Raw genomic sequence first — 18794 nt, 5'->3', positions numbered from 1 at the left:
TCTAATCCTGCGTTTCGCCGGAAAGCGGCGTCTTTATCATCGACGGCCGCTGCGCAAACGCATCGAACCAGCGGGTGAGATTGGCATGCGCACGAAAGGACGGAAGGTAGCGGAAGGCGAGCCAGTCCAGTGTCGTTGCAATGGCGATATGGCCGATGTGCAAGGCCTCGTCGGCCTGGATTTCCCGGTCCAGCCAACGATAGCTTTCGGCGAGCTTTCGCTCATAGCCGGCCTGCAGTTCCGGATAGCGAAGATGCTCGGGGCGGCGTGCCGTTTCCCAGCGAATGCCGATGCCCGCATAGGCCATGTCCTGCGCCAGGGCCTGCAAGCGCAACGCCGCCCATCTGCGCTCGGTGTCTTCGGGGAAAAGCGATGGGCCTTTGTGCAGCGTATCGAAATAGGCGCAGATGACGTCGGAATCAAACAGCGGCGACAGGCCGTCGCGCAGCAGAACCGGCACCTTTCCGAGCGGATTGCTGTTGAAAACAATGGCATTGGCATTTGTTGGACTGGTTTCGTGATGCTCGACAACCAGTTGATCGGCAATACCCACCTCATGAGCAAAGACCAGCGTCTTACGGGCGAAGGGCGAATGGGTCTGGTAGAGGAGCTTCATTTGCATCATTCCCACGGCACAAAAATAGAACCGGAAGGTCCCGGATCATCCGGTCCGGTTATAAGGCACCCCAACGCCGTTTCACCGCGATAGGTAATTCCAGATCGCTTTTTTCCCGCGCAATATGCTTGTAATATGCCTGCATGAACCTCGACCGCTTCGACCGACATTTGCTCAACCTGGTGCAGGAAGATGCATCACAGACCGCCGAACAGCTTGCTGCAGCGGTACCGCTCTCCGTTTCCGCAATCCAGCGCCGGCTGAAACGCCTGCGCGAAACGGGAATTATCCAGCGGGATATTGCGGTGGTGGACCCCAAACAGGTGGGCCGGCCGACATTTTTCATCGTCGCTCTCGATGTCGAGCGGGAACGGCCGGAGCTTCTTGCCCAGTTGCGCCGCTGGCTGGCGAACGAGCCGATGATCCAGCAGGCCTTCTACATCACCGGCGGATCGGATTTCGTGCTGATCGTCACGGCACCTGATGTCGATGCCTATGACGCGCTGATGTCCCGGCTGATCGCCGAAAACGCCAATATCCGCCGCTTCACCACCAATGTTGCGCTTGGCGTCATCAAACGCGGACTGGTCATTCCCGTTTCTCTGGACGAAGATTAGCCTCGGTTTTTCTCTTCGAGCCGATGGCCCATCTGCCCAATGGCCATCATATGCCGTCAGGCGGAGGATTGGTAACGCTGGAGCATGGACACAGTGCATCATGCCGCGCCATGGAAAGCTCGTCTGTCACGATATGGTTCGGCAGAACATCCGTGTTCCTTCTAACCCAAACCAAGAAACGCTTCGCAGCTCTGGTGTCTCCATACACCCCACGACAGCGCAAAATCTCTTGGTTCAGCCTCGCTCCAAACACACCTGACGTCCGCCGACCGCAACACCTCCACCCATGTCCATCAAGCCGCACTACCGGTAAAATCAATGCCAGCCGCCACTTGGGAGGCTTGAAACCGTTTCTGTCACCAGTCTCCACTCATCGGTGATACCGAGGTTGAACAGTTCCACTATTTGCTCGGCAGTATGCTGGCAGCTGGATCTGACGGGAGGTTTGAATTTTGAGCATGAAAACATCAGTTATCGTCATTGATGACCACGCCATTTTCCGCATGGGCGTGGTGCAGGCGTTGGCACTGAGCAACGCGATCACGGTTGTCGGCGAAGGTTCTTCGGCGCTGGATGCCCTGACGCTTGCTGAAACGCTGCAACCGGATGTGGCTTTGATCGATATATCCATGCCGGGCGGCGGCATCAAAGCCGCCGCAGACATTCATCGGCTCTGTTCGAATATATAGGTCCTGATGCTGACCGTATCGGAGGAGGATGACGACATTCTCAGGGCCCTTGATGCCGGCGTTGCAGGCTATGTTCTCAAGGGTGTTCCGGCTCCGGAACTCATCGAGATTGTTTCGATGGTCAACGAGGGAAAATCCTACATCGCCTCCAACCTTGGCTTGCGCCTGTTCAATGTGATGCGCGAAAAATCCGGACCGGATGCGATCGCGTCACGACTTGCCAGGCTGACCCCGAAGCAAAGAAGCACGTTCGAACTGCTTGCAAACGGGTAGAGCAACCGGCAGATCGCCGAACGTCTCGGCGTGCAAGTCAAGACCATCAAATTTCACATGTCGAAACTGTTTGAAAAGATTGGCCTCCACAATCGCGTCGAAGCAGCCTTGCTTGCGCACGAATACCTCAACCGGAAAAAATGACGGGTGAGATCACGCCAAAATAGAGGTCTACGGTGGTGATGGTAACCGGCATAATGCCCGATAACGATTGAACTATGTCGCCGTTAGTTCAGCAAATCCGGGGAAGAGCCGATCTTTTGTGCCGCAAGCACAACTTCGACACGATTGCGGACGTCGAGCTTCTGCATCAACACCGTCATGTAATGTTTGACAGTCTTCTCGCCGATATCGAGACACTGTGCGATTTCCCGGTTTGTCCGCCCCCCGCAACAGGTGCTGGACGATCTGCTCTTCACGGGCATTCAGCCTGTTCTTGTGCATGGCTTTCTGCCGCATCTCGGCTGTTTTCATCGACATGATGACTTTGGTTGCCAAGCCCGGCGTCATATAAGGTCTCGCCGTTGTACGCCGCGATGATCGCCTCGTGTAGCTCCAAGGTGGTGCTGCCCTTCAGCACATAGCCGAAGACACCCAGATTCAAAGCCTTGACGGCAGTCTCTATGCTGGACGTCGCCGTGAAAATGACAACCTTCGTCTTCGTGACAGTCTTGATGATGATGTCGATGGCGGCCAGGGAGTCACCCGGCATGCTGAGGTCGAGCACGATGACATCAGGCGAATGCTGTTCGGCAATTTTTATTGCATCCACGGCATGATGTCCCTGTGCGACAATCGACAGGTCTTTCTTCAATGAATACAGGCTGACCAACCCCTCAAGCAATATCGGGTGATCGTCCACAAATGCGACACAAATGGCCATGATGACATGGCTTTTTTCTATTTATTCACTTAACAATCTAACGCAAATAAACGATTTCTTAAATATATTACTTAAGTCTTAGTTAATATCAAACACCGCAGCAACTTCATAAGCACACCCCGGCGGGAAATCAGGGTGAAAATCTTCGATCTATTGGATTTATGTACATATTCTGGAGGCTAAGATTAGCAAAAGGCAATACCGCCATAGTGGCACCGGATTGGCGCGGCAGACAGCAAACAAAGGGAGTAGACAGCTTACTCCCTTTGTCTAAGGATCGTTACGCTTTAGGGTCTCATTGCTCGCGAAAGGCCCTGCTGAACTGATCGGTGAGCGGCTTTGACAAGAACGAGAACGCCGTCCGTTCCTCGGTGGAAATGAAAACCTCCACCGGCATGCCGGGTAGGAGCTTGTTATCGCCGAGCTTCGTCAGTTCCGTGTTGGCAACTCCAACATCCGCCAGGTAATAGGTCTCGCCGGTGGCAGGGTCATTGCTTGTGGCAGCCGACACATAGGTGATGTGCCCGGAAAGCTCCGGAGTGGTGCGTTGGTTGAAAGCCGAGAAACGCAGCTTTACCGGCTGACCTGAAAAGACCTGATCGATATCGGTTGGAGAAAGCCGGGCCTGAATCTTGAGGACAGCATCGGCCGGCACGAGGGTGACCAGTTTTTCCGCCGGGGTTACGACACCGCCGATTGTATGAACGAAAAGCTCGTTGACTGTTCCTGACAGAGGGGCACGGATGTCGGTGCGTTGCAACCTGTCCTCAACGGCAATCTTTCGCTCGTTGAGCTCGGAGAGCTTCTGCTCCACCGTCGTCAACTCACGCTGCGCCTCGGTCCGCGCCGCCTCATCGATGGAAATGATCTGCAGTTCGATTTCGCTTTTGCGCGCCTGAGACCGCGCGATGTTTGCGTATATCTCACCGCTTTCGCCGATGATCTTCGCCATTTCGCGGTCGATAATGTATTTGCGGGACGTTTCCAGCAGATTTTTGTCGGTAAGGCGTGTGATCTTCTGATGCTCGGTTTTGACGAGTGCGAGTTCGTCCTGCTTTGCCGACCGTTGAGCAGACAGGCCCTTCACCTCCTCTTCCAGCTGGGAGATCCCCCATTGCAGCTGTTTTTTCTGACTTTCGCGATTTTGGCGATTGCCGAGAAAGAGCCGCGCCTCTCCCATGAAGACGGCAGGAAGCGCGCGGATCGCGTCATTCAGTTCGGCCGGAAACGTCAGCTCGAAGACGTTGTCCCGTTCGGCAATCAACCGGCTTTTTCGCGCCATCAACTCGTTGAGCTGGTTCTTGACGATCGAAAGTTCTGCGCGCGTCTGCACATCGTCAAGCCGCAGCATGATCTCGCCTTTGCGGACGAAATCACCTTCCTTGACCGCGATCTCGCTGACGATGCCGCCGTCCCGGTGTTGCACGGCTTTCAGGTTCTGTTCGACCCTGACCATTCCCGACGCCACTATGGCGCCGGTAAGCTGGACCGTGGCGGCCCATCCGCCGGCGCCTGCAAACAGCAGAAGGCCGAGCATGGCCCCGGCAATGACCCGGAAGGTCACCGGAAACGCGGCATCCGTATCCTCTCCGCGCGTGACGGAATCTCGTCTATCTGATTGGTTCACTCCACCCTCCCCGAACTTTCCTCAGGCCGCCTCGATGATCATCAACACGTGATGACCGCTCAGGTTGATCGTCATCTCGTATTTCAGGTCGTTGTCGGCGTCGATTTCGATCAGCGTCTGGCCGAGTTCGTCGGTTCCCTCGTGCCGCACTCTGATGGGCAAGGCATCTTCATCGACGTCCACCCCGTAAACCGCCTCGAAATGGTCCTCGAGATTATCGACGATCTCTTCGAATATCTGATATCGCGACATTTCGATCCGGTCGCCTACCATGAAATCCAGGATCTGATGGATGACGTCGCCGCTGGACGAACCGGCCGGCATGCTGAACCGGAAGATGTCGTCACCAGCGCCGCCCTCAAGGACCGCAGCTGAAACATTCACGCTGAAGACATCCGCCTGCGCGCTGCCGATGATCTGCTCAAAACTCATGAGAACATCACTGCCGATGTCCAAACCGGTTGCGACGCCGCTTTCAAGATCGATGACCACGCCGTGCGCCGCACGGGAGTAATCCAGGGTGTCAAAACCAGATTGGCCGTCATAGTGGTCGTCGGCACCATCGGCGGCTGCCAAGACCGTATCGTTTCCCGCGCCGCCGGCGACGACGTCGCTGCCTCCGTTATCTTCCACGAGATCATTCCCGGCCCCGGCCTCTATCCGTTCGGCCTCGTCGCTGCCGATCACGCTATCATCGCCATGACCGGCAAGAATGACCTCAAAATTCCAGATGGTGTCCTCACCGATTTCCTGCCCGGATGCCGTGCCTGTGTTCAGGTTGATTTGGATGGCCTGCACCATGCTGGAATAGTCGAGAATGTCCGAGCCTGCGCCGCCGTCATAGAGATCCGCGACTTGATCGCCATCGCCGGCAACGGTGTCATCGCCCGCACCGCCGTCAACCCGATCCCGGTCGGCACCCCCCACCAAAATGTCGTCACCGTCACCGCCGGCAACCCTGTCGTCGCCCGTTTGCCCAAGCAGGGTATCGTTCCCGATTCCACCGGACAGCTCGTCGGAGCCGGTACCGCCGTCCAGGACGTCATGACCTTCATCGCCGGCAACCATGTCATGTCCATCGCCGCCGAAGAGCAGGTCGTCGTCCGCGCCTCCATTCAAAGCGTCGTCGCCATCATCACCGAACAGGATGTCGCGACCATCATCGCCGAAAAGCCTATCATTGCCGCTGCCACCGTGGATCTGGTCGTGACCGGAACCAGCAACGACCACGTCGTTTCCGATGCCGGCAAAAATGATGTCATCACCCGCGCCAGCTGCGATATTGTCGTTGCCCGCTCCTCCATCCACGGTGTCGGCCCCACCGCGAGCGTCAATGCTGTCATCGCCGGCCAAGCCGTCGATGGCGTCCCCACAATTGGTACCCAGGAGCATATCTTCGCCTGCCGTCCCGATGATCGGCGGAGCTTTGACAACCGAAAAATGCGCTGTTTGGGCGATGGAGAGCTGACCATCGCTGATTCGGTAGGTTACCGTGACCGGGCCGAGCTCCGTCCAATCATAGAGCCAGCCGTCTGCTGTCGCTGTGATGCTGCCCGATGTGACGGCGATATCGGCGACTGTCAGCGGCGTTCCCTCCGGATCCGACGCACCGCGCAGGAGATCGGAAAGACCGATCAGGACCGCTGCGCAGCCCGAAACGTCCATCAGCATGAGCGTACCGTTCACCCGGGGTGCGCCATTGATCGGGCTTACACCGTCGTCGTCGTCGTCGTCGTCATCGTCATCGTCCTCCTCGTCATCGTCATCGTCGTCTTGGTCGTCAGGGTCGTCATCCGGCTCGTCGTCATCGCCATCGGGGTCTGCGTAAGATGGTGTTGCTGGCGAGCCCACGGCCGCGTCCCGTGGGGCGGCGTTGTCGTTTGAAGCACGAAGCGACGGCAACGGGTCCCCCTGCTCGCGCAATTGAAAAGCCGGCTTCGGGACGTCACTCGTCTGGAATACGAAAGGTTGAGAATCAACGGGTTCGATTTCCTCGCCCTCAAAGCGATCAGCCCGCATTCCGCCGCCTGTCTTCTTTTCGATTGGCGGCTCTTGCTCCTTGTCCTCCACCTGCGCGGGGATGCTCCCGGTGATCAGTTGCGAGGGCGGGAGGTTTTCTTCTGGCGGCGCCTCAACCTCTGGACGGCTCTCTCCAGGCTCCGGCGCGGTGCTGAAGGCACTCTTGAGATAGAGCGCAAAGCCGGTCAGAAACAACGCGATAGCAGCCGGGCTTCTTGATGAGGCTTCCTCGTTCTTCAGGGCGTAACGCTGATGCGGATCGTCTTCCTTGACGGACTTTGTTCCCTTTGCCTCGATCATTCCGACACCTTTGACGTCATGCGCGCGGTTACAGCGGGGCGGCCAATGGCATCCCCGATCGCGGCGGGTTTCAGGATTTCATTTTTCGGCCCAAACGCCACCATCTTGCCATTCTGAACCACTGCGATCAGATCGCAGGCGGTCAGCGCACTGGGACGATGCGCGATGACGATGGCGATGCCATTGCGCGCCCGCACCGCTTGTATGGCTTGGGTCAGTGCGGATTCGCCTTCTCCGTCGAGATTTGAGTTGGGCTCGTCCATGACGACGATGAAGGGATTGCGGTACAGGGCACGCGCCAGCGCGATCCGTTGTCTCTGACCGGCGGACAGGGACGCACCCTGCGGGCCGAGCGAGGTGCGGTAGCCATCCGGCAAACGCACGATCATTTCATGAATTCCGGTGGTTTGTGCGGCCTCCACGATCGCCCGTGCATCGACGTTGGCTTCAAGGCGGGAAATGTTCTCTTCAACCGTTGCATCCAGCAGAGCCACATCCTGCGGAAGATAGCCGATATGCTGGCCGAGACAGCTGTCCGACCATTGGGTCAATTCCGCATCGTCCAACCGGACGCCGCCGCGAAGGGGCGGCCAAATGCCGGTCAGGGCGCGGGCAAGCGTGGTCTTGCCGCCGCCACTGGGGCCGATAATGCCCAAAGCTTGCCCGGCGGCGATTTCGAAACTGACGTCGCTCAGAAGAACACGCCCGGAACCGGGTGCCGCGACGGTGAGCCTTTCGACCTTCAACGTTCTCGACGGAGCAGGCAGATCCATTGGAGCGGTGTTTCCTGCCAACGCGATGACCGTTTCCTTGAGGCGGCTGAAGGCGGTTCGCGCTGCGACAAAGCTCTTCCAGTTGCCGACGGCCAGATCGACAGGCGCAAGGGCGCGCGCCGAGGCAACGGAGGCCGCGATGATGGCGCCGGCAGACATTTCGCCCTGGATCGTCAGCCAGGCTCCAAGACCAAGAACCGCAGACTGAAGGACCATCCGAAGCACGCGTGATATAGCGCTAAAGGTGCCGCTGATATCGTTTGTTCGGGTTTGCAGTGCCAGGTGCTCCTGGTTGGCAAGATTGAAACGGCCCACGGCACGCTCCGCAAAACCCATTGCTTTCAACACCTCGGCATTGCGTGTGTTTGAATCGGCAATGGCGTTGCGTTCAATGCCGGACTTGTGCGTGGCGGCGGCCCACCGGCGCGTCATCAGCTCGGTCAAGACGGTGAGAATGGTCAGAATAAATGCGCCGCCAAACGTCAAGGCCCCGAGATAGGGATGCAGCATGTAGACGAAGATCAGGTATAGCGGCATCCAAGGCAGGTCGAAAAAAGCGATCGGGCCCTGGCCGCCGAGAAATCCTCTGACCGTATCGACGTCCCGGCCACGCTCAAGGGCTTCCGCCGTGGAGAAACCAAAACGGGGCATGTCGATGGCAACCTGATGGGCAAGCGGTGCAATTTTTGCATCAAGTCTCGCCCCGACCCGCACCAGAACTTGCGAACGAATAATGTCGAAAAAGCCCTGAAACAGATAGAGCCCGATCGCGAGGATCGAGAGCCCGAGAAGGGTCGGAATACTACCGCTGGTTAAAGCCCGGTCGTAAATCTGCAACATGTAGAAGGAGCCGGTCAGGGCCAGAATATTGATCATGCCGGACGTGATGAAGAGGAAGAGGAATATCCCCTTGAATCTCTTGGTCAGTTTCTCGGCGTTCTTACGTTTCGTGCCAGTAAGGGGTGTCTTTGGGCGCATGATACTCACCGATTCGAGTTGATGCGAGCAGGCCGGCGCACCATGATCGGCGCGCCGGTAGCTGCAGATTACAAGTTGAAATCAGAGGTGGTGAGGTTGTGGTTTCCCTTGATATTCAGGCGGAATTCCGCCGTTCCGTCACTGTCGGTGCTGCCCGAAACGACCGTGTAGTCGCCATCGGATCGGCTTTCATGGGTAACGGCCAGCTGGGCCGCTCCACTCAGTGACGATCCCGCTACCAAGGTGAAGGACTGGTTTCCCGCCACCCCGTTGTTGGCGTCGGTTCCGCTGAGGTCGATCTTGTCGCCGGCCTGGAAGCTGGTGATCGTGTCCCCATCGGCACTGGCTTCCGACTGGAACCGGAACGTATCCCGACCGGCTCCACCTTCGATGACGTTCACGGAGGCGTTGGCGACGATCGTATCGTCCCCGGATCCGGTCACGACATTTTCAAAGCCCCAGAGGGTATCATGGCCGGACTGATTGCTTGAGGCACTGCCCTGGCCCATGAAGCCACCACCGATATCGACGGTGAGATTGGCGGTGATAGCAGACATGTCCAAAGTGTCGCTGCCGGCATCACCGTAATAGATGTCGTCGCCGTCAGCTTTGGCTGCCACGAACATGTCGTCTCCGGCACCGCCATAGGCGTAGTCGTTGCCGGCACCTGTCTGGATCATGTCATTCCCGGCATCGGCGAAAACGCGGTCCGATCCGGCATCGCCATACAGCATGTCGTTGCCGTCACCGCCGAGCATGTCATCATCGCCGTCACCGCCGAACACCATGTCGTTGCCGGCACCTGCCGTGATGAAATCGTTGCCTTCATCACCTCTGATGACGTCAGCCCCGTCGCCGCCGATAACGGTGTCGTTGCCTGCAAGCGCTACGATCGTTTCCGCATTTGCGGTGCCAAGCAGCACGTCTGCGCTTGCTGTGCCGGCGATCGGTGCGCCTGCGCCCGGAGTTGGCGTCGGTGTCTCATCGGTATCGTCGTCCGCCCCGGTGATCTGCGGCCCGCCTGCTTGTTGTTTTTTGAACGTCACGGAGTTCGCGCCGTTGCTGACCGTGACGTTGCCATCGGCTTCAGTGGTCACGAAGTCAGTCAGCGTACCCCCGAGCTCGATCACATCCTGCGAACGCAGTTGGCCGATAATCGTGTCGTTGCCACCATTCGACCGGAAGACGATCCGGTGCTCGGAACTGAGCCCGGTTATGTCGACAGTGTCGTTCCCGGCATTGCCATCGATGGTAATCGTGCTGAAGTTCAAGCTGGTGAACGGTGCATTGAAGTTGCCGAACACCTGGATGGTATCACCATTGCTGGCTCCGCCGTCAGGCGTGGTCGGGTTGTTGCCGTTGTTCGCGGTCGTATTCAGTGTATTGACCGTGATCTCTTCGATATTGTCGAGTTCCGCAATGACCGTGGTGGTCAGTCCGACCGTGCGGGTGATGATGATTTCGGCGTCCGCCCCGGTGACCGGAACCCCCGCAGCAATGGCCGCAGCCTTTGCATAGATGCGGAAGGTCTCGGCCTCGGCATTGCCGACGAGCTGGAAGGTGTCGGTGCCGGCATCGCCATCGATCCGGTCAAACCCGTCGGTGGCATTCATGGTGATCGTATCGTTACCGGTACCCGCATCGATGATGTCATTTCCAGTGCCGCCATTGATGGTGTCGCCGCCGTCGCCGGCATCGATGTTGTCATTGCCGCCTGCGCCGTTGATCGTGGTGCCCGCCGTATTGCCGACGATGATGTCGGCGCCGCCGGTGCCGGTGATATTGCCAGCGACACGGTTGATGGTGACGGTCGCCGGGTCAGTGAGGGACCCGTCGCTTGCGGTGTAGACGAACGTTCCGCCTGCAGCGCCGGTATCGGCGAGCGTCACGGCACCTGCCCCGAGCACCGGAGCTGATACGCCGCCCGGTGTTCCAACTGCCGTGATGGTGACAGCCGCTCCCTCCGGATCGATGTCGTTTGCAAGCAAGGCTGCCTGCGAGATGGAGAAGGTCTCGTTTTGGAGGGCGTTGGTGATGACCGTATCGTTGTTGGCAGCTGGAGCGTCGTTGATTGCGGTCACGGTAACGGTCGTGGTTGCCACCGCGCTTGTCAACAGGCCATCATTGACGGTGACCTGGATGGTACGAGCGGCTGTGCCTGGGTTGTCGGAGTTGTTGACATAGCGCACCTGTTGGATCGCGGTGCGATAGTTTGCGATCGACGACGTGCCGGAAAGCGTCAGGGTAATCTGTCCGGCAACCGAAGTGTCCACCGCTGTGGCAATGCCCCCAGGCAGGGCGCCCTGTATCGACAGGGCGTCACCGGCGCTGGCATTGGTTAGGACAACCCGGGCAGAAGCCAGCGTCGTACCATCGTCCGTGATGACAGGAGCAAGTGCAATCGCCACGGCCGGAGTGTTTTCCGTGTAGGTGGTCTGGTAGTTGTTCCCAGCTCCACCAGGCACGGGCGTGATCGTATCGACTTCGGTCTGGATGTTGACGTTGTCGATGAAGAAGTTTTCACCGGCATCAAAGGTCCCGACTGTCCTGAAGCGGATCTGGGTGTTCACGCCGATTAAGGCCGCCGGAATTGCTGCCGAGAAGTTGGTATTCGCAGTGCCGCCGAGTGTGCCGAGTCCCGTCCATGCGCCGGCAGCGGTATTGCGGACTTCGACCACGACGTTTTCGCCGCCGTCCAGACCGACGGATTGATAGTCAAAGCTCAGCGTCGCTCTGGTAATACCCGTCAGATTGACCGGGCGGGCAAGGGTTTCATCGCCATCGATACCGGCGACAAATTGCAGTCTGCCGCCAGCGATGCTGACATCACCGGCCGTTGCACCCCCGGCATCCCCGGCCTCGACCCAGGGTCCAACCCAATTTGAAGCGCCGTTACTATTCGTATAGGCGGCCGTGGCAAACGTATCGCGATAGGCCTGTGCCACCGTTGCGGTGGTCGTGGTGGTCGAAGGGCCATGCAGATCCAGTGTCGGCGCCTGGAGCGAGATGTCCTGGTCGGTGAAGTCCAGCAGCTCGACGTTGCGGATCGTGTCCGTACCGTCGGTTGCCAACCCGCCGACATGGGCGACTGTGACCGTGCCGTTGGTGTTGAAGGCGATGTCGTATTCGGCACGGGCACCCGAGAAGACCGCCGTGTCGATATCGGCAATTCCGTCGCTGTCTGGCTGGTCGTTGCTGTCGCGGATCGTCCGCACGATGGCCAGCTGGCCCGGGTTGATGCTGCCGTTGAACATGGCGGCGGCGAGCGTCGTCATGCTGTTGTGCAGGACAGGCGTGCCGGTATGTTCGGGGTCATTAGCGGCATAGACGCCGATCTGCACGTCAAGCCACTTGTCCCCATCGATGATGTCGTCGCCGGCGTTACCGATGATGCGGTCGCTGCCGTCGCCGCCCAGGATGATGTCTCCGCCGGCAAACGAGGTGACACCGGCGCCAAGCAAGGCCTGCAGGCCGTTGACGAGAGCAATTCCTTGGGCATCGAGCCCGCTGCCGAGATAACCTGTCGTCCCGCCCTGGGCAAGCGGGGCTCTATCCGCCGCCACGTCTTCCGTGCCGGCCAGAACGTCGTTGTACCTTGTGCCGGACAGGCCTTCCACGGATTCGTATTCATCAAGCGCGGCATTCTCCGGCAGAACCGGTGCCTCGTCGAAGACGATCGGGATCGACAGGTCGGCGTTCACCCCACGGACGTTGTCCTTGTAGGTTGCCCAGTCGAAGCCGGACATGCCCACCATCTTGCCCCGGCCGGCACTGCCGACCATGATGTCGTCGCCGCCTTCGCCGATGAATTCGTCAAAGCCACCATCCCCCAGGAAGACGTCGTGCCCATCTACACCGTCATGAGCAAAGACTTCGTCGAAGTTGTCGCCAGGCGCACCGTCGAATGTGCCGGTCTCGATCCAGTCGTCGCCTTCATTGCCGAGGATACGTTCGGCGTTCTTGTTGCCGTAGATGAAGTCGTTGCCGGTTCCGGCGAAGACCTCCGATCCCATGTCGGTCCCAAGGAAGATGAAGTCCTGACCGTCATTGCCCATGACCAGGTCGAGCCCCGGTCCGGCATGGACGACGTCATTGCCCGCGCCAGCCTTGATATTGTCGTCGCCGCCGGAGTCGACGATAATGTCGTCGCCCGCGCCGGCATTGATGATGTCGTTGCCGAAGCCCCCTTCCAGCCGGTCGTTGCCGCCATCGCCATAGAGCGTGTCGTCACCGATGCCGGCGATCAGGATATCGTTGCCGTCGGTGCCGCCGAGGACGACATGGTCTCCGCCGGTGTATTTGAGATAGTTGGTATCCGGTCCCGCTGTCGCCGGGTTGTTGCGCACGACCAGAGGCGTCAGAATACCACCACCAACGGGATCGTTGCCGAGGTTGTCGGCACTTTCGTTGGCAGCCGTCGCAGGATTGTCTTCCAATATGCCGTCCGCTCCGGCAGTCTCGCCGAGACCGGAATTATACTGCTTGGTCCGGTCGATCTCGAGAATGAGACCGGGCGTCGAGAACACGTCGGACGGAAGATGTCCCGCATCGGTGTTGCGCATGATCATGGCGGCGAATGAGTTGTTCTCCATCTCGCCGAAGAGGTGCAGGCCGTCGAGACGCTGCAGGTAGTAGAAGCGGTCGCCGCTCTGCAATTTCTCCATCTGGGTTTCGAAGACGAAGTTGAACGTCGAGCCGAGCATGCCGCCGAACGGCATGATCTGTTCGGCAAGGCCACCGATCCAAAGATCGATATCGTTGAGGCCGCCAAGCGAACCGCCGGCATAGGCTCCGGTGGCATTGAGGAAGTCGGCGGAATCCGCCTGCACTGCGAGGCCGCCATATGACTGATCGAAGATCAGGGTCATCGCGGCATCCCGTTTGCCTTCAATCGTGGTCTGACCGGTGATCAGCGAATGCGTGCCGTAGGCGGCGATGAAGTTGATGATCGAGGCTTCATGCTTGAGATGTCCGGCGAAGTCGACCCAACTCTCGTAAGGCTTGAGCAGGCTATCCTGATTTGTCGCGGCGTAGAACTGGGCGCGAGCTTCATTCAGGGTTGGCACCCCGGTGTCACGGCCGCGTGCAAGGTTGATGGTCGCCAGATCGAGCGGCAGACCAAGCAGGTTGTTGCGCAGAGCGCTGGTCACGAACTCATCGATCTCGTTGCCGACCTGTCGTGTCATGCCGCGGATAATGGCGCCCGCCGCGATATCGGCGTCGACGACATCGGCTGTACCATTGTTCTTGAACTGGATCGGATTGAGGAAGCCCTCGATCAAACCGATATGGTCTTCGTTGAAGTTTTCATCGAAGCGGTCGATGGATTCGGTCAGCATCGAGTGACCGAAGCGGTAAACCACATGGGCGAACTCGGCCACGATCGAAGGGTCGATGGTGACGTCGAAACCGTCCGGCACCAGGAACACGTTGATGTTGGGCTGGATCTTGCGTGCGAACTCTTCAAACACAAGATGCTGGTACTGCATTTCGGTGCCGAACTTGGCAGCCTGGAAAAGGCGTTCGCCGTCCCAGATGAGTCCGGCTGCGTTTGCCGGAACCGCCGCGACATCGACGCTCAGCCACTCGTTGAGGAATGCCACGGCTTCCGCCTGCGAAGCACCGTTGGTCAGCATGGCATTGGCATCGGCCAAGACCACGTCCTTGGTGTGCTGCACCAGCCGATTATGTTCGGAGTGGAACACGTGATGGACGGCTGTCAGGCCGATATTCTCGTTTGCGCGGCCGTCGCCGGCGATGAAGTGGGCATCGAGCAGCTCGTTGTCATACTGTCCATCGGTCGGCGTTTGGTCCGGATTGCCCAAGCCGATCTCGAGATCGCCGTCGGCAAGACCGGTCGGGACCGCGTTGTGGGCAATGTCTGCCAGGAAGGCATGGCCGGTGCGGACTGCGAGATGGACGACATCTGGAAGCGTGTCCGCGTCGGCGCCGTCCGCTACGAGATTGTACAGGCTGAGCGGCGCGGCTGGCGTGCCGGATGCAAGCGTCTGCGGAGGTCCTGCCATGACGACCTGCGGGAAGCCCGTGGTCGGATGGGGAATGAAATTGCCATAGGCATCGGTTGCCAGCAAAGGCAGGTTACCGACATGAAAATCGGTCAAGTTGATGCCGAGGATGTCTCTTGCCTGCGCCTTGACGTCGGCCCAGGTCGCCATCCCACCGTTGACGCCCTCAATCAGCCGCCCGGTTGCAACCGGAACGCCGTCCCCGTTCAGAACATATTGGCGAAGGAAAACCTGATGAGAAGGGTGCGAGGTGTAGGTCTGGTTCTGATCGACGAAGGACGTGGTGTTGTTCACCGGACGGTCCGTATCATCCGCAGTTCCCATCACGCCATCATTGCCCGGCCCTGCCAAGGTTGCGCGCGTCAGAACCATGAAGTTGGTGGTGCCACCGGGCACATAGAGCGGATCATCCGGCATGAGCGGAATGAAAACCGTACCATTGCCGCCCTTGGCGACCAGGTCGAGGCCGTGGTCGAAGAATTGGCCGAAAAGCGTGAACCAGGAATTGAATGACGCCGAGAGACCTTCGTCCGGCGCCAGGTTGGTAATCTTGACGTTGGCGCCCTCCAGTTCGATACCGTTGGTTTCGAGAAGCGTCATCAGGTCATCGTCTACCGCGGCAAGCTCCAGCCGTGCCGCGTTCAGGTCGGTGAGGGCATCGGCTGCCGCCTGCTGAAGTGCTGCGTTGTTGGGGCTGGCAGAGGCCGCTGCGGCGGCTTCTGCATATTCGCGTTCCGCCGTCGCGACCGCCCTGAACTGCGGAATCAACGGCGCATAGGCGGCAGAAATCGCCGCCGTAACGGCCATCTGTTGTTCCGGAAGGACGATGCCTGCCCGTTGGAGGCCCGTCAGGATGGCTGACGGGTTGCCAAGGGTTTGGTCGACAAGCAGGTTTGAGATGGTACGGACATAGGGGTCGAAGACATCGCCGGGACCGGCTGTTCCGGGGCCGTCATTGTCGACGCCAGGCTGGTAGGTAACCGGGACCATCGGGGCCGGGCCGGGACCGTCGGGGTCCACCATGATCGTGCGGAAATCCGTGCCCAGCGGCTCAGGGAATTCATTGTCGGCAGCTCCCCATTCCGGATGGAGCGGGTTGTTGTAGGTCCCGTCAACCGTGCGCAGTCCCCAAGAGATGTTGTAGCTTGGAATAGAGCCGGCCGGACCGAACAGCGACTTGCCCTGGGTGCCACCCGACTGCTCAAAGAGCGCGTGATCCTCTGCGATCTTGATCTGTTTCAAGATGAAATCAAGGTCAGAACGAATATAGGCAACCATCTTTTCTCTCCCTTTGATTGCTTCGGACACGAAGAACCGTTACCGTTTTGAAATAACTATTGAAATTTCGTCGGTGTTCTTGCCGGCACGGGTCTTCAACCCGGCATCGTCGACAGAAACGTTCGCTTAATCTAACTTGCCAATAATCAGTTGTTCGCAGGCTGGTTGAACAGTTGCCTTGGTCGGGGCTTTCTTGCGACTTTGTACTAGAGGAGAGCGTGACCTTGGGCCGTAAAGACGATGTGACCAACGTCACAGTTACCGGACGCGGCAAAACCGCAACTTTCCAGTTAAACCAGCTTTGGCAACACCTTAGCTTGCGGTCGCAATTCCTGATCGTCGCGTCGCTGATCCTCAGCCTTTCAATGGCCATCCTGGGCGAATGGGTAAACCTGCAGATCGCCGCCAGCCAGCTTCAAAGCAGGGCCGACTCGGGAGCTCTCTACATGGAGGGGTTTCTCGCCCGGCATGTCCAATCCGGCGACCTTGGTCCCACCGTGACCTCTGAGGGCATTGAGGAACTCGATGAACTGCTCATCAATCCGGATCTGGCACGCCGCATCGACAGCCTGCGCATCTGGCGGCGCGACGGCCTGATCCTCTACAGCACCGACAAAACTCTTATCGGAAAGACTTTTCCATCGCCCAGTGTCGAGGCAGCTTTTTTGGGCAGAGTTTCTGCTCACTTGGAGAGTGGGCATGATGATGAAGGAAATTTGTCCCCCGCTGAAGAGAGGCCTCTTATCGAAATCTACGCACCCATCTATCGTGAAGGGACTCGAGACACCTTGGCTGTTGGAGAGGTTTACGAAGATGCGAGCGATTTCATCGAGCGGCGGGACGACGTTCAGAGACGGACTTGGTACATTGTCGCCGCCACCACGCTTGCAATCTTGGCAGCGCTTTATGCGATCGTGCGCCGCGCCGACAACCTGATCGGTGTTCAGCGGAACAGGTTGAAAAGTCAGCTGGCAGACGCAAAGGCCATGGCGCAGCAGAACAGGGACCTGCGGGAACTCGCCAACAAGGCCCGTCTCGAAGCAAGCAAGTCGAACGAGAGCCTTCTCAACCGTATCGGCTCCGATCTGCATGATGGACCGATGCAGCTTCTGGCTTTGCTTATCCTGCGTTTGGGGCAGGCCACGGCAACGAGCAGGACGGAAGACGTACCCGAAAACCTGACCCCCTCCAGTATCGCCACGGAGTGCCTTACGCAGCTGCGAGATCTTTCGACCGGACTTGTCATGCCGCAGATCGACGAACTCTCGCTGGAGGACGCGCTTAGGCTCGCCGTCGACCGGCATCAGTTCACGACAGGAACCTGGGTCGGTGCCAACTACACAAGACTTCCGGTGACGGTGGCAAGCTCGCTTAAAATTTGCCTCTACCGCATTGTACAGGAAGGTTTGAACAACGCATTTCGCCATGGAAACGGGATCGATCAACATATCGATGCGAGTGCGGACGAACGGAATATTACGATAACCGTCAGCGACGGCGGGCCGGGTTTACCGCTCAATCGGGCCGGTAAAGACCGGCTGCCCCTCGGCTTGCTTGGCATTCACAACAGAGTAGAAGCCTTTAACGGTACGCTCAAGGTGAGGAGACGCGACGGCCGCCGGACCGAGCTTGTGGTCATTGTTCCACTGAATGGCAATAGCGACTAGATTGAGTACAGTTGATACCCAAGCACACACTACAACTAAACCGTGTACGAACAAAAAATATATTCGATATAACAATAATATGCAAAATTGTTGTTTCGCATTTAATTATAAAATCCGAGATCAACAGACCGGCCTATACCTAATCAGTATAGCTAGATACTACTCGCATGGACATGAAACTTCCGCGAGCGTATAGCTATGTCCGGGAGGGTTGGTATCAATCATGAAATCAATTTCGCTGGCCCTGGCCGACGATCATCCATTAATGCTTTCTGGTCTTTTGGAACTATTTAAAACTGAAGAAGAATTTGAAGTAGTCGGGACGGGATCCAACGCGGATGAAGCACTTGAGGTCGGCCTTCGATCGGCACCAGATGTGTTCATCGTCGATATCATGATGCCAGGAAACGTATTCGACACCATTCTGAAACTGGTGAGATACGGCGGGAAGACAAAGGTGCTCGCTTTCAGCGCGATGTCACGATCAGACATCGCGATCAAGACCCTGGATGCCGGAGCGAGCGGCTATGTTCTCAAAGGCAGCAGCCCGCAGGAGCTTATTGAAGGCGTCAAGGCCGTGCATCGCGGCGAGACCTTTATCACCCGTGCTCTGGCATGCAAACTGGTCGAAGAACAGAGACTGGCTTCCCTGCGTGTCGCTGCCGGGCCACCGGTTAAACTGAGCATTCGGGAGGCCCAGATCATCGCAATGCTGACACGCGGTTGCACCAACCGCCAGATCGCCTCCGAGCTGAAAATCAGCGAAAAGACCGTCAAAAATTACATGACTGTCCTGATGCAGAAGCTGAACGTTCGCAATCGCCTTGAGGTTTTGATTGCCGCACAGAAACTCGACCATGACGGTGCACCAATACTGCGCCATTGACAGACCCTGCCACCGTTCCAGAGGTTCACTCGACATTTAGTCGCGGTAACGGATGCCATTGTTGCGTGAGGTATGGACCTTGTGGAGCGTGCGCTGGAGCAGACTGCGCGGTAACCGAGCGCAGAGCGCCGTCTTGTTTTTCTGACGAAGGCTTGTCTGGAA

General features: G+C 58.2%; 13 protein-coding genes. 6 read left to right on the top strand and 7 right to left on the bottom strand.

The window, feature by feature from the left end; translation table 11 throughout:
* Nucleotide 1: 1 nt before the first annotated feature.
* Nucleotides 2-616, bottom strand: a complete 615-nt coding sequence (locus tag ACP7BS_RS00140; RefSeq protein WP_426235148.1) for a glutathione S-transferase family protein — start codon at nucleotides 614-616, stop codon at nucleotides 2-4.
* A 143-nt stretch (nucleotides 617-759) separates the two neighbouring features.
* Here ACP7BS_RS00140 and ACP7BS_RS00135 point away from each other — a divergent pair, with 143 nt between their 5' ends.
* The 4 genes from ACP7BS_RS00135 (at nucleotide 760) to ACP7BS_RS00120 (ending at nucleotide 2339) form a co-directional block, all read left to right on the top strand.
* On the top strand, nucleotides 760-1233 hold the full coding sequence (locus ACP7BS_RS00135; protein WP_426235146.1) for an Lrp/AsnC family transcriptional regulator: 474 nt from the start codon (nucleotides 760-762) through the stop codon (nucleotides 1231-1233).
* Between the two features lie 458 nt (nucleotides 1234-1691).
* Nucleotides 1692-1922 carry a response regulator gene (locus ACP7BS_RS00130; protein WP_426236417.1) on the top strand — a complete coding sequence of 77 codons (231 nt, stop codon included), beginning with the start codon at nucleotides 1692-1694 and terminating at the stop codon, nucleotides 1920-1922.
* A gap of 6 nt (nucleotides 1923-1928) precedes the next feature.
* Nucleotides 1929-2195, top strand: coding sequence for a hypothetical protein (locus ACP7BS_RS00125; protein WP_426235144.1), 267 nt, complete (start codon nucleotides 1929-1931; stop codon nucleotides 2193-2195).
* Nucleotides 2196-2207: 12 nt separating this feature from the next.
* On the top strand, nucleotides 2208-2339 hold the full coding sequence (locus ACP7BS_RS00120; protein ID WP_426236415.1) for a LuxR C-terminal-related transcriptional regulator: 132 nt from the start codon (nucleotides 2208-2210) through the stop codon (nucleotides 2337-2339).
* Nucleotides 2340-2422: 83 nt separating this feature from the next.
* Here ACP7BS_RS00120 and ACP7BS_RS00115 read toward each other — a convergent pair whose 3' ends face one another.
* The 6 genes from ACP7BS_RS00115 to ACP7BS_RS00090 form a co-directional block, all read right to left on the bottom strand.
* Nucleotides 2423-2620, bottom strand: a complete 198-nt coding sequence (locus ACP7BS_RS00115; protein ID WP_426235142.1) for a response regulator transcription factor — start codon at nucleotides 2618-2620, stop codon at nucleotides 2423-2425.
* Nucleotides 2611-3078 (bottom strand): response regulator, encoded by a 468-nt coding sequence (locus ACP7BS_RS00110; protein WP_426235140.1) that lies wholly within the window; start codon nucleotides 3076-3078, stop codon nucleotides 2611-2613. The genes ACP7BS_RS00115 and ACP7BS_RS00110 overlap by 10 nt, the downstream gene beginning before the upstream one ends.
* Before the next feature lie 295 nt (nucleotides 3079-3373).
* Nucleotides 3374-4705 carry an HlyD family type I secretion periplasmic adaptor subunit gene (locus ACP7BS_RS00105; RefSeq protein WP_426235139.1) on the bottom strand — a complete coding sequence of 444 codons (1332 nt, stop codon included), beginning with the start codon at nucleotides 4703-4705 and terminating at the stop codon, nucleotides 3374-3376.
* Between the two features lie 21 nt (nucleotides 4706-4726).
* Nucleotides 4727-7024 (bottom strand): cadherin-like domain-containing protein, encoded by a 2298-nt coding sequence (locus tag ACP7BS_RS00100; RefSeq protein ID WP_426235137.1) that lies wholly within the window; start codon nucleotides 7022-7024, stop codon nucleotides 4727-4729.
* Complete coding sequence (locus ACP7BS_RS00095; protein WP_426235135.1) at nucleotides 7021-8775, bottom strand: type I secretion system permease/ATPase; 1755 nt, start codon at nucleotides 8773-8775, stop codon at nucleotides 7021-7023. The genes ACP7BS_RS00100 and ACP7BS_RS00095 overlap by 4 nt, the downstream gene beginning before the upstream one ends.
* Before the next feature lie 68 nt (nucleotides 8776-8843).
* Complete coding sequence (locus tag ACP7BS_RS00090; RefSeq protein ID WP_426235134.1) at nucleotides 8844-16079, bottom strand: peroxidase family protein; 7236 nt, start codon at nucleotides 16077-16079, stop codon at nucleotides 8844-8846.
* Nucleotides 16080-16303: 224 nt separating this feature from the next.
* Between ACP7BS_RS00090 and ACP7BS_RS00085 the strand changes: the two genes are divergently transcribed.
* Together ACP7BS_RS00085 and ACP7BS_RS00080 are read left to right on the top strand one after the other, a co-directional pair.
* Nucleotides 16304-17746, top strand: a complete 1443-nt coding sequence (locus ACP7BS_RS00085) for a sensor histidine kinase (protein WP_426235132.1) — start codon at nucleotides 16304-16306, stop codon at nucleotides 17744-17746.
* Nucleotides 17747-17969: 223 nt separating this feature from the next.
* Nucleotides 17970-18632 carry a LuxR C-terminal-related transcriptional regulator gene (locus ACP7BS_RS00080; RefSeq protein ID WP_426235130.1) on the top strand — a complete coding sequence of 221 codons (663 nt, stop codon included), beginning with the start codon at nucleotides 17970-17972 and terminating at the stop codon, nucleotides 18630-18632.
* Nucleotides 18633-18794: the final 162 nt, after the last annotated feature.

Origin of the sequence: Pararhizobium sp. DWP1-1-3 (assembly GCF_049896125.1) — a bacterium.
Taxonomy (GTDB): Bacteria; Pseudomonadota; Alphaproteobacteria; order Rhizobiales; family Rhizobiaceae; genus Pararhizobium.
Note: the sequence above shows the minus strand (reverse complement) of the source record. Positions and strands in the feature narration are given on the sequence as shown.

Coding starts and splice junctions, on each gene's coding strand:
- ACP7BS_RS00095 (WP_426235135.1), bottom strand. CDS start 8,775: ATGCGCCCAAAGACACCCCTTACTGGCACGAAACGTAAGAACGCCGAG.
- ACP7BS_RS00115 (WP_426235142.1), bottom strand. CDS start 2,620: ATGCCCGTGAAGAGCAGATCGTCCAGCACCTGTTGCGGGGGGCGGACA.
- ACP7BS_RS00135 (WP_426235146.1), top strand. CDS start 760: ATGAACCTCGACCGCTTCGACCGACATTTGCTCAACCTGGTGCAGGAA.
- ACP7BS_RS00100 (WP_426235137.1), bottom strand. CDS start 7,024: ATGATCGAGGCAAAGGGAACAAAGTCCGTCAAGGAAGACGATCCGCAT.
- ACP7BS_RS00130 (WP_426236417.1), top strand. CDS start 1,692: ATGAAAACATCAGTTATCGTCATTGATGACCACGCCATTTTCCGCATG.
- ACP7BS_RS00125 (WP_426235144.1), top strand. CDS start 1,929: ATGCTGACCGTATCGGAGGAGGATGACGACATTCTCAGGGCCCTTGAT.
- ACP7BS_RS00090 (WP_426235134.1), bottom strand. CDS start 16,079: ATGGTTGCCTATATTCGTTCTGACCTTGATTTCATCTTGAAACAGATC.
- ACP7BS_RS00110 (WP_426235140.1), bottom strand. CDS start 3,078: ATGGCCATTTGTGTCGCATTTGTGGACGATCACCCGATATTGCTTGAG.
- ACP7BS_RS00140 (WP_426235148.1), bottom strand. CDS start 616: ATGAAGCTCCTCTACCAGACCCATTCGCCCTTCGCCCGTAAGACGCTG.
- ACP7BS_RS00080 (WP_426235130.1), top strand. CDS start 17,970: ATGAAATCAATTTCGCTGGCCCTGGCCGACGATCATCCATTAATGCTT.